18 protein-coding genes and 1 tRNA gene are annotated in these 22,638 nt (G+C 63.8%); 9 read left to right on the forward strand and 10 right to left on the reverse strand.

What is annotated here, in order from left to right:
• Positions 1-110: 110 nt before the first annotated feature.
• Both BMG03_RS10925 and trkA read right to left on the reverse strand, forming a co-directional pair.
• Positions 111-1,634 (reverse strand): TrkH family potassium uptake protein, encoded by a 1,524-nt coding sequence (locus tag BMG03_RS10925; protein WP_075774829.1) that lies wholly within the window; start codon positions 1,632-1,634, stop codon positions 111-113.
• A 13-nt stretch (positions 1,635-1,647) separates the two neighbouring features.
• Entirely contained in the window at positions 1,648-3,024 is a 1,377-nt protein-coding gene (trkA, locus tag BMG03_RS10930; RefSeq protein ID WP_075774830.1) for a Trk system potassium transporter TrkA, read from the reverse strand.
• A gap of 438 nt (positions 3,025-3,462) precedes the next feature.
• Here trkA and BMG03_RS10935 point away from each other — a divergent pair, with 438 nt between their 5' ends.
• The 4 genes from BMG03_RS10935 (at position 3,463) to BMG03_RS10950 (ending at position 9,476) form a co-directional block, all read left to right on the forward strand.
• Complete coding sequence (locus BMG03_RS10935; RefSeq protein WP_075774831.1) at positions 3,463-5,091, forward strand: phospholipase C; 1,629 nt, start codon at positions 3,463-3,465, stop codon at positions 5,089-5,091.
• Between the two features lie 4 nt (positions 5,092-5,095).
• Complete coding sequence (locus BMG03_RS10940; protein ID WP_077701223.1) at positions 5,096-6,475, forward strand: cytochrome-c peroxidase; 1,380 nt, start codon at positions 5,096-5,098, stop codon at positions 6,473-6,475.
• Positions 6,476-6,843: 368 nt separating this feature from the next.
• The gene (locus BMG03_RS10945) at positions 6,844-7,875 is read left to right on the forward strand and encodes a glycosyltransferase family 2 protein (protein ID WP_075774832.1); all 1,032 of its coding nucleotides are present in this window, start codon (positions 6,844-6,846) and stop codon (positions 7,873-7,875) included.
• Positions 7,872-9,476 carry an ArnT family glycosyltransferase gene (locus BMG03_RS10950; RefSeq protein ID WP_075774833.1) on the forward strand — a complete coding sequence of 535 codons (1,605 nt, stop codon included), beginning with the start codon at positions 7,872-7,874 and terminating at the stop codon, positions 9,474-9,476. Before BMG03_RS10945 ends, BMG03_RS10950 begins: the two co-directional genes overlap by 4 nt.
• A gap of 188 nt (positions 9,477-9,664) precedes the next feature.
• Here BMG03_RS10950 and BMG03_RS10955 read toward each other — a convergent pair whose 3' ends face one another.
• The 4 genes from BMG03_RS10955 to BMG03_RS10970 form a co-directional block, all read right to left on the reverse strand.
• On the reverse strand, positions 9,665-10,741 hold the full coding sequence (locus tag BMG03_RS10955; protein WP_075775109.1) for an ABC transporter ATP-binding protein: 1,077 nt from the start codon (positions 10,739-10,741) through the stop codon (positions 9,665-9,667).
• An 11-nt stretch (positions 10,742-10,752) separates the two neighbouring features.
• Entirely contained in the window at positions 10,753-11,562 is an 810-nt protein-coding gene (locus tag BMG03_RS10960; protein WP_075774834.1) for an ABC transporter permease, read from the reverse strand.
• 7 nt (positions 11,563-11,569) lie between these two features.
• Positions 11,570-12,466, reverse strand: coding sequence for an ABC transporter permease (locus BMG03_RS10965; protein WP_075774835.1), 897 nt, complete (start codon positions 12,464-12,466; stop codon positions 11,570-11,572).
• 163 nt (positions 12,467-12,629) lie between these two features.
• Positions 12,630-14,048, reverse strand: a complete 1,419-nt coding sequence (locus BMG03_RS10970) for an aminotransferase-like domain-containing protein (protein WP_075774836.1) — start codon at positions 14,046-14,048, stop codon at positions 12,630-12,632.
• Positions 14,049-14,135: 87 nt separating this feature from the next.
• Between BMG03_RS10970 and BMG03_RS20740 the strand changes: the two genes are divergently transcribed.
• Complete coding sequence (locus BMG03_RS20740; RefSeq protein ID WP_075774837.1) at positions 14,136-14,324, forward strand: DUF1127 domain-containing protein; 189 nt, start codon at positions 14,136-14,138, stop codon at positions 14,322-14,324.
• Between the two features lie 85 nt (positions 14,325-14,409).
• Here BMG03_RS20740 and BMG03_RS10980 read toward each other — a convergent pair whose 3' ends face one another.
• The 4 genes from BMG03_RS10980 to ypfJ all read right to left on the reverse strand — a co-directional run bounded on the left by BMG03_RS10980 (position 14,410) and on the right by ypfJ (position 19,511).
• Positions 14,410-15,147 carry a Hint domain-containing protein gene (locus tag BMG03_RS10980; protein WP_075774838.1) on the reverse strand — a complete coding sequence of 246 codons (738 nt, stop codon included), beginning with the start codon at positions 15,145-15,147 and terminating at the stop codon, positions 14,410-14,412.
• Positions 15,148-15,361: 214 nt separating this feature from the next.
• On the reverse strand, positions 15,362-17,638 hold the full coding sequence (locus BMG03_RS10985; RefSeq protein ID WP_077701225.1) for a Hint domain-containing protein: 2,277 nt from the start codon (positions 17,636-17,638) through the stop codon (positions 15,362-15,364).
• An 879-nt stretch (positions 17,639-18,517) separates the two neighbouring features.
• A tRNA-Leu gene (locus tag BMG03_RS10990) sits at positions 18,518-18,601 on the reverse strand.
• 46 nt (positions 18,602-18,647) lie between these two features.
• A complete protein-coding gene (gene ypfJ, locus BMG03_RS10995) occupies positions 18,648-19,511 on the reverse strand; it encodes a KPN_02809 family neutral zinc metallopeptidase (RefSeq protein WP_075774839.1) in 864 nt (287 codons plus the stop codon).
• A 135-nt stretch (positions 19,512-19,646) separates the two neighbouring features.
• Here ypfJ and BMG03_RS11000 point away from each other — a divergent pair, with 135 nt between their 5' ends.
• The 4 genes from BMG03_RS11000 to BMG03_RS11015 all read left to right on the forward strand — a co-directional run bounded on the left by BMG03_RS11000 (position 19,647) and on the right by BMG03_RS11015 (position 22,609).
• On the forward strand, positions 19,647-20,225 hold the full coding sequence (locus BMG03_RS11000) for a YqaA family protein (protein WP_075774840.1): 579 nt from the start codon (positions 19,647-19,649) through the stop codon (positions 20,223-20,225).
• Between the two features lie 8 nt (positions 20,226-20,233).
• A complete protein-coding gene (locus BMG03_RS11005) occupies positions 20,234-20,728 on the forward strand; it encodes a disulfide bond formation protein B (protein ID WP_075774841.1) in 495 nt (164 codons plus the stop codon).
• 61 nt (positions 20,729-20,789) lie between these two features.
• Positions 20,790-21,692: a PfkB family carbohydrate kinase gene (locus tag BMG03_RS11010; RefSeq protein WP_075774842.1), complete on the forward strand. Its 903-nt coding sequence runs from the start codon at positions 20,790-20,792 to the stop codon at positions 21,690-21,692.
• Positions 21,689-22,609 carry a pseudouridine-5'-phosphate glycosidase gene (locus BMG03_RS11015; protein WP_075774843.1) on the forward strand — a complete coding sequence of 307 codons (921 nt, stop codon included), beginning with the start codon at positions 21,689-21,691 and terminating at the stop codon, positions 22,607-22,609. Before BMG03_RS11010 ends, BMG03_RS11015 begins: the two co-directional genes overlap by 4 nt.
• Positions 22,610-22,638 lie beyond the last annotated feature (29 nt).

The raw sequence follows: 22,638 nt of genomic DNA on the forward strand, positions 1-22,638 counted from the left end.
GACGGGCCTGATTTGCCCTTTCTTCAAGTATGCAGCGCATAGCGGGAGATTCCAGCCCAAAAAACAGTTTGTTAGGCCCTGAGCCAGAAATTGCGTATCGAATCCGGGATTCAGGCGCGCCAGAATTCCGGGTTGAACAGGGCGATGATCGCCAATGTCTCGAGCCGGCCAAGCACCATGGCGAAGGCGAAAACGGCCTTGATTGGCTCGCTCAGATGGGCCCAGCTCAGTGGCACATCGGCCGCGATCCCCGCCAGCGGTCCGGTATTCGACAGCGCCGCGATGGTCAGGATCGTCGCGGGCTCGAACGACAGACCGAACAGCGACGCCGCCATCATCACCCCGGCGATGGAAATCGCGAACAGCATGAACACGATCCAGCTGATATAGGCGCCTTCGCGGCGCAGCCGCCTTGCCATCATGCCGCCGCCCGCGATGGAGTTCGGATAGATCAGCTTGTCGAGTTCGCGCTCGCCGTGACGCAGCAGCGCGTAAACCCGCAGCAGGCGCACCCCGCCCGCGGTCGTTGCGACGCCGCCCCCGATGATCGCAAGCCCCGCGAGGATCAGGCCCGGTGTGCCCAGCCCCGACCAGTCGCGCGCGTCGTGCCAGCCGTTCGATTCGAAGCCGGTCGTGGTCAGGAAGGACAGCGAGGTGAACAGCGACCCCCAGATCGAGCGGAAGATCGCACCGAAATCGCCCGGCGTGCGCACTTCCAGCGCCGCGATCCAGTGACGCAGGAACAGGAACAGCGGCACGAGGATCACCAGCCCCGCAGCCAGACGCAGCTCTGGGTCGTCGATCAGCTTCGGCGAGGCGCGCAGCTCGCCGCCCCCCGGCCAGAGCCTGCGCGACAGCGCGGGCAGGAAGAACACGAAGATCACCATCTCGCCCGCCACCCCAGAGCGCGCATTGGCCATCCCGCCCACTGGCGAGATGCCGGAGGTCGAGAGAGTGGACATCGCATGGATCAGCGCCGTCAGCGACCGGTCCCCCGCCATCAGCAGGCAGACCCACAGCAGCACCGTCAGCCCGGTATAGATAGGAGCCAGCGAGACCGCGTAATGGGCGATGCGCTCGGACATCTCCGCGCCACCATCTGCGGCCGGGGCCGCGGCGGCCGGGGCGCCAGAGGGGCCACCCGAGAAGAACACTTCGAAGCCGCCAAGCCGCATCGGCGCCAGCACCGCGATTGCCATCACGAGGATGAAGAAGCCGCCCATCCACGCCACCAGCCCACGCCAAAGATGCACCGAACCGACCAACCGGTCGGGCTCGTAAAGCGTGCCGCCCGTGGTGGTGAAGGCGGAAACCATCTCCCACCAGCTATTGAAAAACGACGTGTCGCGCACCGCGATATAGAACGGGACTGCCAGCATCACGGGCAGCACGGTGAAAGCGGCCAGCATGATCAGAAGGCTCGCCCGCCCCGCCCGCGCAGGCCGCGGGTTCGACCCGTTGGCCAAGCCGATCAGGGCGGTCGCGAAGAGAAACAGCGTCGCCGAATAGAAGAACGATCGCGCGGTATGGTGATGATGCGTCAGGAGCGCGTGGATCGCCGGCACATACATCGCTAGCGCCGAAACTCCCATCAGGAGTATCGGCAGCGGCAAGGCCTTGATCATGCGTTCCATCGCGGACCGGCCCTTAGAAGAAGTCGATGGAGACCTGCAACAGGCGCTCCACTTCGGGCACGTCGGAGGTCAGAGCGAAGAGAACCACGATATCGCCCTCTTCGATCCGGGTATTGCCGGTCGGCTTGACGATCTTGTCGCCCTTGCGGATCGCGCCGATCAGAACCCCTTCGGGGAAATCGACATCGCGCACAGCCTTGCCCGACATCGGCGACGTGCCCATGACCTGCGCCTCGATCGCCTCGCCCTCGGCATCCCCGATCGAGTAGATCGCGCGCACCCGGCCATGGCGGATATGGCGCAGGATCGACGACACGGTGGTTGCCCGGGGGTTGATATAGGCATCGATATCGAGCGCGCTCAGCAAGGGCGCCAGCGTCGGATCGTTGATCAGGCAGATCGCCATCCGGCAGCCCGCCTGTTTCGCGCGCACCGAAACGAGAATGTTCGTCTTGTCGTCATCCGTGATCGCCAGAACCGCGTCGGCGGTGGCGATATTCGCCTCCTCCAGCAGTTCCGAGCTCATCCCGTCTCCGTTGAGAACGATCGTACGGTCCAGCGCATCGGCGGCCTTCTCGGCCTGCGCGCGCGAGCGCTCGATGATCTTGGCACGCACGCGCTCGGTCCGCGCTTCGAGGGACTTGGCCACGCTGAGACCGACGTTTCCGCCGCCGATGATGACGATGCGTTCCTGCTTCTGCGTGGATTTGCCGAAGATATCGAGCGTGCGGTTCACGTCCTCGACATGGGCGAAGACATAGATCTGGTCGCCCGCGAAAAGCTGGTCGCCCGGCTCGGGCGCGAACAGCCGCCCCTCGCGGCGAATGCCCACCACGACAGCGCGCAGCGTCGAGAACAGATCGGTCAGCTGCCGCAGCGGCGTGTCGAGCACAGGGCAATCAGCGTCCAGCTCGATCCCCAGCAACTGCAACTGCTCGTCGAGGAAGCTTTCGGTGTCGAAGGTCGAGGGCGCCGCCAGACGGCGCAGCGCGGCCTCGGCCACCTCGCGCTCGGGCGAGATGATGACGTCGATCGGCAGATGATCGCGGCGGTAGAGATCGGAATATTCCGGCTGCAGATAGCTTTGCGCCCGGATGCGGGCGATCTTGCGCGTGATCCCGAAGACCGACATCGCGACCTGGCAGGTCACCATGTTGACCTCGTCGGAATGGGTTGCGGCGATCATCAGGTCGCAATCGCGCGCCCCGGCCTGCTCGAGAATGTCCGGATGCGAGGCGAAGCCCACCACGCCCTGGACGTCGAGCGTATCGGCCGCGCGCCGCACCAGTTCAGGATTGGAATCCACGACCGTGACGTCGTTGCGCTCGCCCGCCAGATGGCGCGCGATCTGCCAACCGACCTGACCCGCACCGCAGATGATGACCTTCATGGCAAATGCCTCCGCGCCTTACTTGGCCCCTATCTAGGCCGCGTTGCCGGGGGTGGTCAAATGGCAAACACGCAAGCCGCATGTCAGCCTTGTAAACCTAAGCCCGTTCCTCTTGCCGAGAATAACCTTGGGGGTGAGGCAGGATAAACGAACTTCAAGCGGAAGGACGCCCCGCCACACGCCCCCGTAGCGCCAGAGAACGGCCGTGGCGAGCGGAGGCCGGCCCCTGCTCAGCCCCCTCGCAAGACCTAGCCGGTGCGCCCGCGCCGCGATCACCGGTCGCTCACGCAACATCCCATCCGCGTGTATCCGCGCCGGTCTCACCGAGCGGTGATGGCGCGTGAGCGGAACCGTCACCGAAGTGTCAAATGACGCCCCTAGCCAGAGGCCACGCCCCGTAACGCACGGGAAAGCTGCCATCTCAACGAGGGACTTCACATGATCGACACGCTCCGCCCGACCGGTGCCGTCAGCGCGCTCGCGCTGGCTTGCGCCGCCGCGACCGCCCAGGCTGGCACCGCCGCCGACACCCAGACCGCCACCCCGATCAAGCATCTCGTGGTGATTTTCCAGGAGAACGTCTCCTTCGACCATTATTTCGCGACCTATCCGAAGGCCGCCAACCCCAAGGGCGAGCCGCAATTCACCGCCGCGAAAGACACGCCCAAGGCCAATACGCTCGCAAGCGCCGGTCTGCTGAAGAACAACCCCAACAAGAGCAATGCCGTCAATGGCGCGAATGCCGCCGCCCCGTTCCGGCTCGACCGGACGCAGGCCGCGTCCGCCGACCAGAACCACGGCTACACCGCCGAGCAGGCCGCTTTCCACGGCGGCAAGATGGATGCCTTCCCGGCCAATACCGGCAAGGGCACGAAAGGCGGCACGGGCGCATTCGGCACCAAGGGCCAGGTGATGGGCTATTACGACGGCAATACCGTCACCGCACTGTGGAACTACGCGCAGGCCTACGCGATGAACGACAATGCCTTCTCGAGCACCTTCGGCCCCTCGACGCCGGGCGCGATCAACCTCGTCTCGGGCCAGACCAATGGCGCGGTGCTGCCCAAGGGCTACAAGCTCGAAGCCGACGGCACCTATGACAAGGGGCGCGTCGTGCCCGACGGCAATGGCGGCTGGACCATGATCTCCGATCTCGATCCGACCGGCGATGTCTGCTCGAACCCGAAATACCCCACGACGCTTATGGGCGGCAAGAATATCGGCGATCTGCTGAACGCCAAACACGTTACCTGGGGCTGGTTCGAGGGCGGCTTCGATCTGACCGCGGTGAACGGCAACGGCACCACCGGCTGCGACCGCTCGTCGCTCTCGCAGGTGACCGGCGAGACCTCGAAGGACTACATCCCCCACCACGAGCCCTTCCAGTATTACAAATCGACCCGGAACGTCGATCACACCCGTCCCGCCTCGGTCGATGTGATCGGCACGTCGGACGATGGCGGCGCGAACCACCAATATGACAGCAAGGATTTCTACGCGGCCCTGAAGAACGGCAACCTGCCGGCGGTGAGCTTCCTGAAAGCGCCCGCCTATCAGGACGGCCATGCGGGCTATTCCGACCCGCTCGATGGGCAGGAGTTCATCGTCAACGCGGTCAACGCGCTGCAGAAATCGAACGACTGGAAGGACACTGCGATCGTCGTGACCTACGACGATTCCGATGGCTGGTATGACCACGCGATGGCAGTGGTGAATGGCTCGAACATCCCGGTCGCGGGCTATGACGTGCTCAATGGCAGCAACTGCGCCAGCGACAAGACGCTGCCCGGGCTCGACGGAAAGCCCGCGCAGGGCCGTTGCGGCTATGGCACCCGCATCCCGATGCTGGTGATCTCGCCCTATGCCAAGAAGAACGCGGTGGATCACACACTGGTCGATCAGTCATCGGTCACCAAGTTTATCGAGGATAACTGGCTGAACGGTCAGCGCATCGGTCAGGGCTCCTTCGACGCCCAGGCGGGCGAGCTGAACGGCATGTTCGACTTCTCGAAAGCGGCCAATGGCAAGCTGATCCTCGACCCGGCCACCGGCAACCCGAAAGGCTGAGGCGATGAGACTGCCGAACCTGAGATTGATCACTCCCAGAACGATCCGTTCGGCACAGGGGGCCGCGAGCATCACGCTCGCGGCTTTCCTTTCGGCCACCCCCGTCGGGGCAGCGTCCGACGCCGGTTCGAAAACGACCGCGCCCGGAGATGCCGATCTGAGCGCCGTGGCCACGATCGGCAAGGCACTGTTTTCTGACCCCAAGCTGTCAGCCAGTGGCCAAATGAGCTGCGCGAGCTGCCACGACCCGGGCAATCACTTCGCGCCCTCCAATGCCCGCCCGGTGCAGCTTGGCGGGGCGTATCTCGACCAGCCGGGACTGCGCGCGGTGCCATCGCTCACATACAAGCGTCAGACGCCACCCTTCACCTTCGGGATGCTCGACCCGACCTCGGAGGCGGGCGAAGCCGCGCCGCAGGTGGTCGCACAGCAAGGGGCGGGCGCGAAAGGAGCCGCAGGAGCAAGCGCATCTACGCAGCCCGCGCCGCAAAAAACCGCCGGCACGTCCGCCGCCGCGAGCCCGGTGCCGCGGGGCGGTCTGTTCTGGGACGGGCGCGCGGATACGCTGCAAGAGCAGGCGCTGGCCGTCCTCTTCACTCATTTCGAGATGGCAGAGCCCGACCGCGCAACCCTCGCCGCGACCCTGCGAGCGCGCTATGGCGACCGCTTAGCGCAGCTCTTCGGCGAGGCGGTGCGTGACGACGACAAGATGCTGATCGACGAGGCCGCCTTCGCTCTGTCGCGCTACCAGACCGAGGCGGTGGAATTTCATCCCTATACCAGCAAATACGACGCCTTTCTCGCGGGCGAGACGCAGCTTTCGCCGGCAGAGGCGCGGGGCCGTGCGCTCTTCGACGATCCGAAGAAGGGCAATTGCGCGGCCTGTCATCTCGACACCCGGTCCGCCGATGGTCGCCCGCCGCAATTCACCGATTACGAATACGAGGCGCTCGGCGTGCCCCGCAACCCGGCGATCCCGGCCAATGCCGATCCGCATTATATCGATCTCGGTCTGTGCGGCCCGCTGCGCCACGACACGATTTCGACGCAGCCCGGCAATTGCGGGATGTTCAAGACCCCGAGCCTGCGCAACGTCGCGACCCGGCACGTGTTTTTCCACAACGGTGTCTACACCAGCCTGCAACAGGTCCTGCGCTTTTACGCCAAGCGCGACAGCGATCCCCGCGCGATTTACCCCACGCGCAACGGAAAAGTGGCGCGGTTCGACGACCTGCCCACTCGCTATCAGGGAAATATCGACCGCACCGACACGCCTTTCGGACGCAAGCCCGGAGAAGGCGACGCGCTGACCGAGGCCGAGCAAGCAGATATCATCGCCTTTCTCGAGACCCTGACAGATGGCTACGCACCGCCGGAGGAGTGATCAGAGCCACTGGCGAGGCCCCTCTTGCGAGGCCGCTTCCACCTTTGAGCCATGCTGCACTCCGGCGACGGGGCAGCGCCCTGTTCCCGCCCAAATCATCGCCCGGACGCCAAATTTGACGAGGAACTCGGCTGAAGGGGGGTCTGGTGCATCGCGTGAGGTTTCATTCCGAGCCGCCTTCGGGCTCCGCGCACATCAGTAGCGGCGCAGTCGTGTCTGTTTCCAAAATTAGGGCGCAGGCACACCGATTGAAGCGATTGTATATATATTCGCCCGAAACAGAGCCATATTCGTAGGAAAATTCTTGAATATGAGGCTGCGTTGAATTTTTCTTGCTGTGTGGTGGGGAAGATTTGGGGGAGAGAAAAATGACGGAAATTGCGGCATCGGCCGAAAGATCGGACGAAGCGGGACAAGAACCGATCTCAGGCATTTCCGTCGTCGTGCCGATTTACAACGAAATCGAGAATATCGATCTCCTCTGCAAAGAACTGACCGCAGCACTCGAGCCAATCGGCAAACATTACGAAATTGTTTTCGTGGATGATGGCTCGATCGACGGTAGCGGCGAGGCGCTCGCGGAGAGGGCCCGGCAGGACGAGCACCTGCGGGTGATCCGGTTCCGCCGCAACTATGGCCAAACCGCCGCGATGAAGGCCGGGCTGGATTTTGCCTCGCAGGACGCGATCGTCACTATCGATGGCGACCTTCAGAACGACCCTGCGGATATCGCGCCGATGCTGGCCAAGCTGGAGGAGGGATATGATCTCGTTCATGGCTGGCGGCGGCATCGGCAGGACGCGATGCTGAACCGCAAGTTGCCCTCAATGATCGCGAACCGGCTGATCTCGTGGAGCACGGGCTTCCCGATCCACGATCTGGGCTGCACCCTAAAGGTGATGCGGCGAGAGCTCGTCGCGGAGATCGAGCTCTACGGCGACATGCACCGGTTCATCCCGCTCCTGCTGTTTGAACGCGGTGCGCGCTGTGTCGAGATGGAAACCCATCACCGGCCGCGGCTCCATGGCGAGACGAAATACGGGATCGGCCGCACCTTCGTGGTGATCCTCGACCTGCTGACGGTGCGCTTCTTTCTGGGCAATGCCGGGCACCCAATGATGGTCTTCGGCGGGCTCGGCATCTTCAGCTTCGCGCTGTCTTTCGTCGCGACCATGGTCACCGTCATCATGAAGATCTGGGGCGGCGTCGACATGACGGGCAACCCGTTTCTCTTGCTGTCGGTCCTGTCGGCTCTGGCGGGCTTCCAGCTTCTGAGCATCGGCCTGATCGGAGAAGTTCTCGCGCGGGTCTATTTCAACCAGCGCGGACGCAAACCCTACACCGTGCGGCAATTCCTGAATTTCGAAGACGATCCCGTCGCGGCGGGGGCAGCCCAGTGACCGCGGCCGAGATGGAACGCATGTCCTCCGCCTCCGAGCCGATGACCAACGTTCTGCCGTCGGCGACAGTAGACCGGGTTGTCCTCTTCGCGCTGCTCGCGGTTACCTTGTGTCTCCGGCTTCCCTACTTGACGCAGCCGCTCGTCGACGTCTTCAGCTGGCGCGAGGCCAGTACGGCGATGATCGCGGAAAATTACTGGCAACACGGCTGGAATATATTCCTTCCGGAAGTGAACTGGTCCGGGCCCGGCCCGAGTTACCAGGGGCGTGAATTCGGGCTCTACGCCTATATCGTCGCGATCCTGAACGCGCTTTTCGGCTGGCATGACTGGTTCGGGCGGATGGTCGCGACCGCGTTCGGAATGCTGACAGTATTCTCCCTACATCGGCTCGTCGCGTTGATCTGGGACGAGCGCCACGCGCATGCGGCGGCCCTTGCCTATGCGGTGATGCCGGGCACGATCATCATCGAAACCTCGGCCCTGCCCGATCCGGCGATGCTGGCGTTGATCACCTTGGGCATATGGCTCTACGTGCGCTACTGGATCACGCAGCGCGAGGGCTATCCGATCCTGGCCGCCGCGATTTTCACGCTGGGCGCGCTGTCGAAACTGCCGGGGCTCGGCGTCGGTCTCGTCGTGCTGTGGCTGATGCTGGTCTCGCTCCGACGTGGGGATCGCACGACCGTCCTGAGGACGCTGCTCCCCCTTGCCATCGGCCTCGGGGCCATCGCTGGTTATTACGCCTGGGCGATCTACCTCGGCCGCTCCACCCCGCCCTACCATGTCGCGGGCAGCGGCTACATCTGGGACCACAAGTTCTGGACTTTCGTCTCCGAGGCCTTCTACGCGCATAAACTCTGGGTCATCTCGGTCTGGGGGTTCTACGGCTATTGGTTCATGGGGCTGATCGCACTCGGCCTCTGGGTGCCACCGGACTTCTCCAAAGCAGAGCGACGGGATCCGGGCCTGACCGGGATTCCCTATGTGTGGTTGCTAGCCGCGATCATCGTCTATCTCTGCGCCGCCAAGGAGATCAGCAACAATCCGTGGAACCTGCACGTCTTCCATGTCCCTTTGGCAATTTTCGCCGGGCGCGGGCTCATTCTGCTTGTCGAATTGGGCGGTAGCGCCTTCGCCTCTCTCACCGGCGTCGTTCGCCTGGGCGTCATCGGGGTGATACTGGCGGCCCTGTCGCAGTTTCAGACCGTGCCGCGCCTGAAAGACCCGCAAGCGGAAGAAGCCCGCCTGATGGGGCAGGCCCTCGACCGCCTGGCCGGGCCAGATGATCTCGTCGTCGCGATCAGCCCCCAGGTCGGTGACCCCATTGCAATTTACTACAGCCGCCGGAACGGCTGGACCCTGCCGCCCGGCGGTGGCGACGAGGACTGGTCGATCTTCGCCGAGGACGATGCGACACCGATCGCCCAGCTTGAGAAGATGAAGAAACAGGGCGCGCGCTGGTTCGGAGTGACCAAAGTCTCCAAGGATCGCAAGGGGCGTCCCTTCCTGGACCATCATGCCGGCGTAATTGCCTATCTCGATCAGACGGCGGAACGCGCCTTGGAGACGTCGGATTTCTTGATCTTCCATCTTCCTTGACCCGAGAAGCGGGGGCCACGGGAGGCGCGAAGACGCCCGCCGCGAAGGGATCGAAGACTTCGAGCCGTTCCACGATTTCGAGCGCGCGCAGGGACGCAGTGGAATAGTGTCACCCGCTCACTACCAGAGACAATGAAACCGAAGGGATCCATCTGACAACTATCGGTCGGGTTAGCCCCCTGCCCCGGTCACCGGAACAAAACGAGCGCTCCCGGCGACCATGCGACGCGGGTGCGGGTGCCGACTTCCAGCACGGGGCGGCCGAACACGTTGCGCATCGAGATACGGACCGGTTTTTCGGTGCCGTCGAGGCGCACGTCGTAATAGGTCATGTCGCCGTAATAGACGACCTCGTCGATCGTGCCGGGCGCTTCGCGGTCGGAGGCCTGTTGACCTTCGTAAAGAAGCGTCAAGGTTTCCGGGCGGAAACCCACCGCGGCGCCATCGCCCGCAGGTGCGATCGAGATCTGGCTCGGCGCGACCTCGAGCCGTCCGAGACCTGCGACCTCTGCGGTGACCGCTTCGCCGGGCCCATCCGTGACCGTCGCGGGCAGGAAATTCATCACCCCGATGAAATCGGCCACGCGACGCGAATTGGGGCGACCATAGAGCACTTCCGGGTCGGCGAGCTGGGCGATCTCGCCCTCGAACATCACCGCGATCCGGTCCGACATGACCAGCGCCTCTTCCTGATCGTGGGTCACGAGAACGAAGGTGATGCCGACCTCGCGCTGCAGCTTGATCAGCTCGACCTGCATCTGCTCGCGGATCTTGCGGTCGAGCGCGGAGAGCGGCTCGTCGAGCAGCAAAACCTTAGGCTTAAGGATCAGCGCGCGGGCCAGCGCCACACGCTGCCGTTGCCCGCCCGAGAGCGCATGGGCCGCGCGAGTGCCGTAGCCCTTGAGCCCCACCATCTCGAGCGATTCCTCGACCAGCTTGGCCTTCTCCGATTTCGAACGCGGATCGCGGCGCAGGCCGAAGCCGACATTCTCGGCCACGCTCAGATGCGGGAAGATCGCGTAGGACTGGAACACCATATTGGTAGGCCGCTTGTTCGGCGGAACGCCCACCATCGTCTTGCCGTCGATCAGCACCGCGCCTTCCGAGATCTCCTCGAATCCCGCGATGGTGCGCAGCAGCGTGGTCTTGCCGCAGCCCGACGGACCGAGCAGCGAGAAGAACTCGCCTGCGCGGATCTCCGCGGTGATGCCGCGCAGCGCGTGATAATCGCCGTAATATTTATGAACGTCCTGAAAGGCGATCATCGGTTTATCGGTCACAGGAAGCCTCCGGTATCCTTGGCGCCGGTCCGTTTGACCCCGCGCCGGCGGAAGAATTCGGCCACGCTCAGAAGCAGGATCGAGGCCGCGACGAGGCAGGTGCCAAGCGCCATGATGACCGGGATCGCTGACGGGAAACGCAGCTGGGAAAAGATATAGGTGGGCAGCGTGGGCTGATTGCCCGCGAGGAAGAAGGCCACGATGAACTCGTCGAGCGAGATCGTGAAGGAGATCAGGAAGGCCGAGATGATACCGGGCATCACCAGCGGCAGCACGATCAGGCGGAAGGTCGACATCCGCGTCTCGCCCAGATCGACCGCAGCCTCTTCCAGCGACTGATCCAGCGTCGCGAACGCCGTCTGCAGGACCGCGATGGCATAAGGCAGCGAGATGATCACGTGGCCCAAGATCACCGTCGCGATCGACAGGTTCACCTTCAGCACTTCGAGCATCACCAAGAGCAGCGACATCCCCATCAGGATATCGGGCAGCACCATCGGCAGCAGGATCAGCCCCATGATCCCGCCCTTGCCCTTGAAGCGGTAGCGCGTCGAGGCGCGGGCGGCGAAAACCGCGAGGATCGTGGCGCCCGCCGAGGAGGTCAGCGCGATGATCAGCGAATTCGACAGCGCGTGGCGCAGCGTGTCGTTCTCGGCCATTTTCGCGAACCAGTCGGTCGTGAAACCCTTCAGCGGAAAGGCGATGATCGTGCCGTCATTGAAAGCAAACAGCGGCAGCAGGAAGATCGGCGCGTAGAGGAAGATCAGATAGGCGATCGCGTAAATCTTGAGGGACGGTATTTTCATGCGCGGCTCACTTTCCGACCTTCAGGAAGCGACGGTTGAGCCACAGGAAGACCAGCGACAGGGCCGCGACCACGAGCAGCGAACTGACCGCAATGGCCGAGCCCAGCGGGCGATTGTCCAGGGGTAGCATCTGCGCCTGAATGAGGTTCGCGACCATCGGCATCTTGCCGCCCCCGATCAGCTCGGGCGTGACGTAATCGCCGACCGTCGGGATAAATACGATCAGCGTCGCGGCTACGACACCGGGCATCGCCAAGGGCAGTGTCACGCGCAGGAAGGTCCGCCAGCGACTTTCGCCCAGATCCTGCCCCGCCTCCAGCAACGAGCGGTCGATCTTCTCGAGGCTCACGAAAATCGGCAGGATCGCGAAGGGCGCATAGGCATGGGCCAGCGTCAGCGCGATCGCCCCCACCGAATTGAGCATCTGCAGCGGATCGGCGATCAGCCCGTTCGGCCCGATGATCCCGATCCCCTCCAACGCGGAATTGATCACGCCATTATAGCCAAGGATCACCTTCCACAGAAACACGCGGATCAGATACGACGTCCAGAACGGGATGGTGATCAGAAAGATCCAGCGCGCCTTCCGGTTCGGCGCCAGACCGAAGCTCAGATAATAGGCAATCGGGAAGGCCAGCGCGACCGTGACCAGCGTCACCAGCCCCGCCACCAGCAGCGAGCGAACCAGAATCACGCGAAAGATCGGATCGGTCCATGTGGCGATGTAATTCTGCACGGTGAATTCATGCACCACCGTCAGATAGCCATCCTTGAAGAAGGAATAGGCAAGGATCGTGACCAGCGGCGCGGCCAGCAAAAGAACGGCATAGAGGAAGGGGGGCGAAATCAGCGCATAGCCCTGCGCGGACTCGCTGCGCAGCCAGCTCTCCCCTTTACCCGCCATCCATCTCTCCCGATTTGCACCCGTCTCGGGCGTCGTTGGCTGTCACGAAAGCACAAGGGCGCGGGCGTGAAAAGAGGGCAAGCGCCCCTACTCGCGCAAGGGCAAGGCAGATGCCGTAATTTTGTGCAGCGCGCTTCGGCGGCGCGGCGTCAGGCCTCAGCCCTCAGACCGGTAGATCGTCGGGCATCCGCTCCAGCAGCCCCGTCAGCGTGCGCAGCGCGGTACGGAAGCGCTCTTCGGGGACCGAGCCCGCCATCGCGATGCGCACCGCGTTGGGCGCCTGCCCGTCCTGCACGACATATTCATCGGCCGAGCGCAGCAGCACGCCTTCCATCTCCGCCATGCGCGCGAAGGTGGAGCCACGCCAGCCCATCGGCAGCTTCAGCCAAAGGAAGCTCAGCCCCGGCAGCCAGTTGAAATCCTGTCCCGCCAGCGATTGCACCGTCATCTGCAACCGCCGACCCATTTCCTCCTGCGCGGCATAGCGCAGACGCATCGCCTCGCCGCTCTCGAAGAGCCGGGCGACCATGTCGGTGATCGGCCGTGCGAGGCCGAAGAAGCTGTGCTGGGCGGCTAGCCGCCCCACTTCGCCCATGCCTTCGGGGGCTGCGACGATGCCGAAGCGCATGCCCGCCGAGATCGTCTTCGACAGAGATGTGATGTGCCAGCTGCGCTCGGGCGCGATCACCCGGAAGCTCGGCAGGCCGGTGACCGGCGCGGTGTAGCAATCGTCCTCGATGATCTGCAGGTCATGGCGGCGCGCGACCTCGACCAGCGCCTCGCGGCGCGCGACATCCATCCGCCCCGCCGTGGGGTTCTGTGCGTCGGGCGTGATGCAAACGATCTGGCCGCCATGTTTGCGGCAGGCCGCGTCGAGCGCATCGGGCATCATTCCCTGTTCGTCGATGGCGACGGGATGGACCTCTGCGCGGTTGAGCCGTGCGGCGTGACGGAAGCCGGGATAGGCCAGCTCCTCGATATAAACGCCGGGCCGATCGCCACGCAGGCAGGTCTGCATCACGAGGTTGATCCCGTTCTGCCCGCCATGGGTCAGCACAAGGTCATCCGCGTTCAGGATAGAGGCGAGCGAGCAATCTTTCGGAAACCAGTCGAGCACCGCCTCGCGGCAATAGGCGTCGCGGCGCAGACCGGGATATTGCAGGTAGGTCTTGCCGATCGAGCGCGCAGCTTCCTCCATCGCCCATTGTAACGCTTTTGTCTGGCCGACATCGGGCAATTGTGGCGATCGGAGGTTGACCAGATCGCCCGGGGTTGCATCGATCTCCTCCCCGGTATGGCGGTAAAGCGGCTCGCGCGGGCCGAGTCGCTGCGTTTGTGTCGATACAAAGGTGCCGCGTCCCACCTTGGCCTCCAGCAGCCCCTCCTGCGTGGCGATTTGGTAGCCCCGCGCGACCGTGCCGGGGGTCACCCCCAGTGACCACGCCAAGTCCCTGACAGTAGGGAGTTTTGCGCCCGGTTTCAGGTCTCCGCGACGGATCCCTTCGCGCAGCGCGCGCACCAGCGCGAGATATTTCGGTCCGGCGATATGGGCGAGTTGGGGAGACCAGCTTGTATCAGTCACAATATTTCTCTGGTTGCTTATTTTGAGGTATTGTATCCCTCCTATAGCAACAAACGCCACATTGTATCAATACAGAAAGGCATCGCAATGTTTACCCTGTCGCGGACCCGTCCCGTTCCCGCTCGTCATGGCCGTCTGAGCCTGATCGCGCGCGTTGCGCGCGTCCTCGAAGCGCGCCGTTCGCGGATGGCGCTGGAGAAACTCGATGACCATCTGCTCAGAGATATCGGAATCAGCCGGGAGATTGCCCGGCAAGAAGTGCGCCGCTTCCTGTGACGCGAACGATCCGGGCAATTCCCCTGACCGGAATCGTCTATTGGCCGGGCCTCAGTGCCCGGCTCTTTTTTGCGGTTGATGAAAATCACTCGGTGGGGTGCGTCTCGGGCAAGGCGGCCTCGGCGTCGCGCCGGGACAGATCGGGGCGCAGCGCCAGAAGCTCCGCCCGCTGCGCCGCATCGAAGCCCGCCAGCATCGCCAACTCCGGTCGGAAACTCTCGACCCATAGCCCGTCGCAGAGCAACATTTCCGGCGCGTCGAGTAGCAATTGCAGATAGCGCACGCCGCCCGCCGCCCGCTCGGCCTCGACCCCGTCCAGCCCGACAAGCTCTTGCGCGGAAACGAGATTCCCCCGTAGCGGCGACATCAGACGGTGATTGGGTGATACGCGCATATCCTGCACCGGATGCCCCTCGCCAAGCGCGCCCGCGCGGATACGCACCGGGCTCAGCAGAGGATTGAGCGCGAGATCGGCAGCCGTGAACACTCGTGAACCGATCCAGCGCAGCGTCTGAACACCGGACTCGCGCGTCACCAGCCGCGCACCGGGGCGCAAATCGCCCGCAGGAACACCGCCAGCCTCGGTTGCGACCCGCGTCTCGGGCGTCACGCAGGGAATGGCCGCGCGAAACGCAGCGATGGAGCCGGAAAAAACCGTATCTCCGGATGCGTCAAAGCCACTGATATGGCCGTCCGTCTCGTCATGGCTGTCGAATTCCAGGCGCAGCGACTCGGTGCGCGCCATCGCGGTACATCGCAGCCCCTGAGCCGGCGATTGCGCCAAAATCTCCGCGATATCCGTTGCGCGCATGCTCCGCGTCATCCGATCCTCCTGCCTCCCAGCAGTCGAGGCCCCCTTCCATCACACGATAGCGACAAAACCCTGAGGCGAAAACGCGTGATGGCGTCTCTACGTGCGGATTAGCGGAAACGAATTGTTCGAGTTGCGGAAACAACACGGCAGCGCCGCGCCCCGGAAACATCCCGGACGCGGTCGCAGTTATTGGGCTGGCGGGGCCTCTGACGAGGCCTGCGCGTCAGCTCATGCGCAGGACGTTGGCTTCATGCTTCTTGAGCGTCTTGCGCGCCGCCTGATAGGCCTCGCGGCCCTTCGCGGTCTGCAGTTCCGGGAAGATCTCGAAGATTTCCTGACGCTGCGAATTGCCCATCCCGCCCAGCGTCTGGTCGCCGGGCTGGAAGCTCTCGGTCCAGGCACCATTGGCGAGCAGAACCTCGTGGCGGTCGAACATGAAGTGCAGGTAGCTGGTGCCCAGCGTCTCCACCGTGTCCACGCCCTGATTGCCGACGAGATGCTTGGCCGCGACGAGAACCTCGTGCTCTTCGAAATAGAGCGCAGTCTTGTCATTGGCGACGAGCATTCGGTGGTTCGGCGAGACCATCATGTCGCGCTCGGGCAGGTCGTTGCCGAGCGAGCCCTTGCGGATCAGCACCGGCTTGAGATGCGGTGCGCGCGCGAGCTGCTCATGCGTCATGTCGGCGCGGCCGGCCCAGCGGACCTCCTGAATGCCGTTATCGCGGGTCAGGACCTTGTCGCCTTCGCGCAGCGTCTCCACCGGAACCTCGCCACGCGGCGTCGCGATCAGAGTACCCGGCGTGAAGCAGGGGATGACCTCTTCCATGTTGGAGAATTCGAGCGTACCGGTGACATTTCCCGAGCCGTCGAGGAAGTCGACCGTCCCGGCATAGGTGCTGACACCCGAGACCGGATCGTAATCGGTGACCGTGGAATGAACACGCAGCGGCCCCGCGCCCTGCAGGTCGAGCGTGTCGTAATCGTCGCCGCCTTCGCCGCCGTCGAGCGTGTCTCCGATGCCATCGGTCGAGGACCCCACGATGAACAGATCGCGATCGTCGCCACCGGAGACGGTGTCCGCATCCGCGCCGCCATCGAGCGTATCGTTACCCTGGCCGCCATCGAGATTGTCCGATCCGTGACCGCCCTCCAGCGTGTCGTTGCCTTGCTGACCGTAGAGCACGTCATCGCCCAGACCGCCCATCAGGCTGTCGTCGCCGGGCTCGCCCGGATCATTTTCCACCGGGCAGGTGTCATAGGTCATGTCGGTGATCGAGATCGCCTGATCCGTCGCCCCGCCATTCGAATAGGCGATGCTCAGCTTTGCGGTCGGATCATTGATGGTGACCTTGACCGAACCGATCTTGTCGTCCTGATGCAGGCTGCCGTCGTCCTGATCGCCACCGGTGATGGTGTAGGTGCCGTCGCCATTGTCGGTGACCGTCTGGTTGCCCTCGGGATCGATCGTGATCGCGACCGGGTTGCCGTCGGTATCGAAGGCCGAGAGCGTCACGACATCGACATGGTCGTCATAGCTGTCCGAACGATCGAGATCGTTGATCCGGAAGCTCAACCCCTGAACCTCACCGGTGTAATCGCTATTGTCCGAAGAGAAGGTCAAGACGGTCGTCGAGGTCGGCGACACACCGCCTTCGCAATCGCCGCCCGCACCGTAGAGCTGCAGCGCCGAGCAGCTGTCGAAGTTCTCGCCAGCTTCGGTATATTGCGCAGAGGTCGTCAGCGTCGCCTTCGCCCCGTAATCCTGCGACTGGAAGTCGAAATGGACCTTGGTCTCGCCCAGATCGACAGTCTGGTCCTTCACCTCGCCGCAATCGGTCTGGAAATGGCTCCAGTCCACGGTTTCCGAGACCGGATCGGCCGCGGGGCCACCGGCCGGATCGTTGTCGCCATAGATCGTGTCGTTTCCGGCATCGCCCGAGATCGTGTCGTTGCCGCCCTCGCCATAGATCAGATCGTCGCCCTGGCCGCCCTCGACGGAGTCGTCGCCCTGACCGGCATAGACCGTGTCATTGCCGTCGCCCGCGATGATGTAGTCGTCATTCGGCGCGGCGCCCGGAAGGATCGCGTCGTTATTGTCGACCATGTCGCCTTCGGGATCGCCGGTGTAATGATCGTCGATCAGGTCGCCGCCGGAGGTGCCTTCGACGATACCGTCGGGCGCGCTCACGTTGATCGTAACGGTCGCGGTGTCGTAGCCGCCCTGCCCGTCATAGATCTTGTAGGTGAAGCTGTCGGTGCCGGAATAGTTGGGTTCGGGCGTGTAGGTGATCGTGCCATCGGCATTCACCGTGACCGAGCCATGCGCCGGGTCGCTCGCCCACTGCACCTTGAGCGGGTCGCCATCGGGGTCGCTGTCATTCGCGAGAACGGCGATCGTCTGCGCGGTGTTGTACTTAACGCTCGCGCTGTCGTTGGTAGCATTCGGATCGGAATTCTTGTCGCAATCATCGTCGTCGTGATGATAGTAGAAATAAGTCATCCCCAACTCTCCTTTGCCGTCCGCTTGGCTCCCTGGCCCCGCGCCGTGGCGTATCTTCCCTAGGGCGCAAAGCGGCGGCGCCGTGACGTGTCCGGATCCGAAGTCCGAACGTGTTTTTTGAGAAGAATTGGCCAGCGTCGGCGCGCGCGGGCGCTGCCGGCAAAGTCGCCGCAGATCGCTCTGCGTCTCATTTGCCCTCATGGTCGAGGCCGTTATGGATCGGTCCCCTTGGCAGCGCCGGGCGAGCTCTCTTTCGACAACTCTTCTCTTTGGCCACCCCCATGGCCAATCGCCCCCCAGCAGGGCTTGGCCTCAATCTGCCCTCGCGACCGCCACAAAGAAAAGGGGAATTTGCCGCTTTCTTGCCTCATTTCGAGGAAATGCCCGGGAAACGGTCATCAATAATCCGAATCGCGAAGTGACTGTTTTTAAACACCGTTTCCGTTTACCAAAAGATCGACCTATCTTTTTAGACAGGAGCCATGCCTAAGTTTCGCCACATTTAAACCGGTGGTTGAAAGGTATTTGTCGGACCCGTTGCGAAAGGCGAAAAACTGTTTTCGATTTAGCGACAATAACCGGGCGAGTTTGTTTCCTGGGATGCCCCCAATCGCAGCGATATTTCTCCCACGGATAAGTCTTAATTGTCCTCGACCGCGCCGCAATCCGGTATCTCGCGCCCGTTTGTTCTGAGAACGAAACGAGATTACTTCGAATCATCTTTTGCTAACCACGTTCCAAGACGCCGCTTTTCACGATGACGCCAAATTTGGACAAAGTCTTGCGAGGCCGGAAAATGCGGGCCTGACAAGACATAGGAACGAAGATGCGCCGGCCGGGTCACCATCGGCGCGCGGATCTGTCATTCTGCGGAAGGTCTGGTGCCCGAGGTCGGACTCGAACCGACACGCCTTGCAGCGGCGGATTTTGAATCCGCTGCGTCTACCATTCCGCCACTCGGGCCCAGTCCGAATCCTCTAGCGCGCAGCCGCGCCCGAGGCAAGTACGCTTAGAGGTTACGCGTTGAAAACGTGTCGCATTGTTTGAGCTCACCGCTCAGATAGCCCCGCTCGAACCAGCGTTGCCGTTGAGCGGAGCTGCCATGGGTGAAGCTGTCGGGCATCGGCACCCGGCCGGCCTCGCGTTGCAGCGTATCGTCCCCGATCCGTGCCGCGGCGTTCATGGCCTCCGCGATGTCGCCCGGCTCGATCGCGCCGATCTGATCTTCGGCGCGGCGCGCCCAGATCCCCGAGAAGCAATCGGCCTGCAACTCGATGCGCACCGAGAGCGCATTAGCCTGCGCCTCGGAGCTTTGCGCGCGCACTTCGTTAACCTTACCGAGAATCCCCAGCTCGTCCTGAACGTGGTGGGCCACCTCATGCGCCACGACATAGGCGGCGGCGAAATCGCCCCGCGCGCCGAGCTGCTGGCTCAGCGTGTCGAAAAACGCCGTATCGAGATAGATTTTCTGATCGCCCGGACAGTAGAACGGCCCCGTCGCGCCGCTCGCATTGCCGCAGGGCGATTGCGTGACCCCGCTAAAGAGTACCAGCACCGCCGGATCGTATTGCCGTCCCAGGTCGGATTGGAACACGCCCTGCCAGACCTCCTCGGTATCGGCCAGCGTCACCGAGACGAAATCGCCCATCGCCTTCTCGCGTTCGCTCAGCTCGCCCGATTGCGTGATCACCGGCCCCGAGCCCGACCCGCCATCGAGCAGCGGCGTCAGATCGACCCCGAGGAAATAGGCCACCACGATGATCGCGACCACGCCGAGGCCGCCGCCGCCCAGACGGATTGCGCCGCCCCCTGCCCTGCGCTGGCTGCGCCGGTCCTCGATATTGCGGCTGCCGCGCCGTCCCCGCCATTGCATTTGCGAATGCCTCCCTCGCTTTTTCGTGAAGTCTAGCGCGAGGCCCGCAAAAGCAAAGGTGCGACGCGCGTGACTTGACCTTGCGGCCCGCGCGGGAGATGAAGCGATCCGAGCAGCAAGGAAAAGGATGCCGCCATGATCCGCCGCATCTACGACTGGACGATGGCCCGCGCGAGCCACCCGCATGCGATGTGGTATCTCGCCGCCGTCGCCTTCATCGAGGCCTCGGTCTTCCCGATCCCTCCGGATGTGCTGATGATCCCGATGATCCTCGCCCGGCCCTGGGCGGCTTGGCGCATCGCGCTGGTGGCGACGCTGTCGTCGGTCGCGGGCGGCTGTCTGGGCTACCTGATCGGTTATGGTTTCATGGATGCGATCGGCAGGCCGGTGCTGGATTTCTACGGCAAGGCGGACGATTTCAACACACTCGCCGCCCGGTTCAACCAGATGGGCGGCTGGGCCGTGCTGATCGCAGGTGTCACGCCTTTCCCCTACAAGGTGATCACGATCTTCGCGGGCGCCACGAACCTGAGCCCGGTTCTCTTCCTTGGCGTCTCCTTCATCGCCCGCGCGCTGCGCTTCTTCGTGGTCGCTGGCCTCCTTTGGAAATTCGGCGAGCCGATCAAGACCTTCATCGAACGTTGGCTCGGCCCGCTCTTCACTATCTTCGTCATCCTGCTGATCGGCGGGTTCTATCTTCTGAAATATCTCTGAGGCCTCCGATGCAAGATCGCCTGCAAACCCAGACCTCTTTCCGCGGCCTCGTCGGCCTCGCCGCCGCAGGCTCCGCCGTCGTGCTGGCCGGGGCCTTCGTGTTTCAGGCCTTGGGCTATGCGCCCTGCCACCTGTGCCTGCTGCAACGCTGGCCGCATCTGGTCGCAATCCTGATCGGGCTTGCGATCCTCGCCTTCCGTCTGCCCGGCTGGACTGCGCTTCTGGGCATGCTGGCGGCGCTGACGACCTCGGTGCTGGGCTTCTATCATTCGGGCGTCGAGCGGAAGATCTTCCAAGGTCCGACCGATTGCACCTCGAATGGCGTCGACACCACCGTCTCCGCCGCCGACCTGCTCAAACAGATCAACGAAGCCCCGCTGGTGCGCTGCGACGAGATTCCGTGGGACATCTTCGGCATCACCATGGCGAACCTCAACGCAATCGGCTCGCTCGTTCTTGCGGGCATCTGGCTCTGGGCGTTCCTCAAGTCGCGCCGCGCCTGAGCCACCCGAGCGGGGGCCAAGCCCCCTTGCCCCGCTCCCGAAACCGCGCCAAGAACCGCGCATGAGCGAATCCAGACCTGATATTTTGTGCATCGGTTCGGTCCTGTGGGACATCATCGGCCGCGCCTCGGTGCATATGCACGAGGGCTCCGACGTGCCGGGGCGGATCGAGCGGCTGCCCGGCGGCGTTGCGATGAACATCGCGATGACGCTCCATCGGTTCGGGCTGAAACCGGCCGTGCTGACCGCGCTCGGGCGCGACAGCCAGGGCAACGACCTGATCCGGACCGCCGAGGTGCTGGGCGTCGATTGCAGCTATCTCTACCGCTCCGACGACCTTCCGACCGACCGCTACATGGCGATCGAAGGGGCGAACGGACTGATCGCGGCCATCGCGGATGCGCATTCGCTGGAGGCGGCGGGCGAGAAGATCCTCGCACCGCTTTCCGACGGGCGGCTCGGCACGGAAAACGAGCCGTGGACCGGCGCCATCGCACTCGACGGCAACCTGACCGAGGCTCTGCTCAGCCAGATCGCGCATTCGCCTCTGTTCGCCAAGGCCGACCTGCGCGTGGCGCCTGCCAGCCCCGGCAAGGCGGAAAGGTTGATGCCGCTTCTGAGGCATCCGGCGGCGACGCTTTACGTCAATCTCGAAGAGGCGGGCATCCTGTGCCAGGGCCGCTTCGACAGCGCCCAGCACGCCGCCGAAACGCTACTGGAGCGCGGGGCGCAGCGCGTGCTCGTGACGGATGGCGGCAAGGCGGCCGCCGACGGAAGTGCTGTCGCGGGCAACGTGATCGCCTCGGCGCCGCCCCCCGTCCTCGTGACCCGCGTGACCGGCGCGGGCGATACTTTCATGGCCGCGCATCTCGTGGCCGAACAGCGCGGCGCGGGTCGTGAGGAGGCGCTGGAGCGCGCTCTGACCGCCGCCGCGCGCTACGTTTCCGGAGAACTGGCCACATGACCGCCCCCCTCACCTTCGCCGCCGAAGTCGCTGATGCGAAAGCACTAAACCGTCCCATCGTCGCGCTCGAGTCGACGATCATTACCCACGGGATGCCCTATCCGCAGAATCTTGAAACCGCGCAGGCGGTCGAGGCCGAGATCCGCAAGGCGGGCGCGGTACCGGCTACGATCGCGGTGATGGGCGGCAAGATCCATATCGGGCTGGAGCCGGAGGAACTGGAGCAGCTCGCGCAGACCAAGGACGCGATGAAGGTGAGCCGCGCCGATCTGGCGGTGTGCCTCGCGAAGGGCGCGACCGGTGCCACCACCGTCGCCGCCACCATGATCTGCGCGAACCTCGCGGGCATCGACGTCTTTGCCACCGGCGGGATCGGCGGCGTCCATCGCGGTGCCGAAGACAGCTTCGACATCTCCGCGGACCTTCTGGAACTGGCACAGACTCCGGTCAGCGTGGTCGCGGCCGGTGCGAAGGCGATCCTCGATCTGCCGAAGACGCTCGAAGTGCTGGAGACCCACGGCGTGCCGGTCATCGCCTACGGGCAAGACGCCTTCCCCGCTTTCTGGTCGCGCAATTCCGGCCTTCCCGCGCCGCTGCGCGCCGATAGCGCCGCCGAGATCGCCAAGTCGCAACTCGCGCGCGCGTCGCTCGGTCTGCCAGGCGGCCAGCTGATCGCGAACCCGATCCCCGAAGAAGCCGAAATTGCCCGCGAAGAGATCGTGCCGGTGATCGAACAGGCGCTGAGCGAGGCCGAGGCGCAGGGCATCGCGGCGAAGGCCGTCACGCCTTTCCTGCTGTCGCGCATCTTCGAACTGACCGAAGGCCGCTCGCTCGAGGCCAATATCGCCCTCGTTCTGAACAATGCCCGTCTGGCTGCCGCAATCGCGGGCGAAATCATCACAGCTCGCGGCGCCTGATACGCGGACCATTGCTCATCGTGGCGGCG

This window comes from Thioclava nitratireducens, assembly GCF_001940525.2.
Taxonomy (GTDB): Bacteria; Pseudomonadota; Alphaproteobacteria; order Rhodobacterales; family Rhodobacteraceae; genus Thioclava; species Thioclava nitratireducens.

Bases quoted from the DNA above. Each gene is read 5' to 3' on its own strand.
- BMG03_RS10925 (WP_075774829.1), bottom strand. From the start codon at position 1,634: ATGGAACGCATGATCAAGGCCTTGCCGCTGCCGATACTCCTGATGGGA.
- trkA (WP_075774830.1), bottom strand. From the start codon at position 3,024: ATGAAGGTCATCATCTGCGGTGCGGGTCAGGTCGGTTGGCAGATCGCG.
- BMG03_RS10935 (WP_075774831.1), top strand. From the start codon at position 3,463: ATGATCGACACGCTCCGCCCGACCGGTGCCGTCAGCGCGCTCGCGCTG.
- BMG03_RS10940 (WP_077701223.1), top strand. From the start codon at position 5,096: ATGAGACTGCCGAACCTGAGATTGATCACTCCCAGAACGATCCGTTCG.
- BMG03_RS10945 (WP_075774832.1), top strand. From the start codon at position 6,844: ATGACGGAAATTGCGGCATCGGCCGAAAGATCGGACGAAGCGGGACAA.
- BMG03_RS10955 (WP_075775109.1), bottom strand. From the start codon at position 10,741: ATGATCGCCTTTCAGGACGTTCATAAATATTACGGCGATTATCACGCG.
- BMG03_RS10960 (WP_075774834.1), bottom strand. From the start codon at position 11,562: ATGAAAATACCGTCCCTCAAGATTTACGCGATCGCCTATCTGATCTTC.
- BMG03_RS10965 (WP_075774835.1), bottom strand. From the start codon at position 12,466: ATGGCGGGTAAAGGGGAGAGCTGGCTGCGCAGCGAGTCCGCGCAGGGC.
- BMG03_RS20740 (WP_075774837.1), top strand. From the start codon at position 14,136: ATGTTTACCCTGTCGCGGACCCGTCCCGTTCCCGCTCGTCATGGCCGT.
- BMG03_RS10980 (WP_075774838.1), bottom strand. From the start codon at position 15,147: ATGACGCGGAGCATGCGCGCAACGGATATCGCGGAGATTTTGGCGCAA.
- BMG03_RS10985 (WP_077701225.1), bottom strand. From the start codon at position 17,638: ATGACTTATTTCTACTATCATCACGACGACGATGATTGCGACAAGAAT.
- ypfJ (WP_075774839.1), bottom strand. From the start codon at position 19,511: ATGCAATGGCGGGGACGGCGCGGCAGCCGCAATATCGAGGACCGGCGC.
- BMG03_RS11000 (WP_075774840.1), top strand. From the start codon at position 19,647: ATGATCCGCCGCATCTACGACTGGACGATGGCCCGCGCGAGCCACCCG.
- BMG03_RS11005 (WP_075774841.1), top strand. From the start codon at position 20,234: ATGCAAGATCGCCTGCAAACCCAGACCTCTTTCCGCGGCCTCGTCGGC.
- BMG03_RS11010 (WP_075774842.1), top strand. From the start codon at position 20,790: ATGAGCGAATCCAGACCTGATATTTTGTGCATCGGTTCGGTCCTGTGG.
- BMG03_RS11015 (WP_075774843.1), top strand. From the start codon at position 21,689: ATGACCGCCCCCCTCACCTTCGCCGCCGAAGTCGCTGATGCGAAAGCA.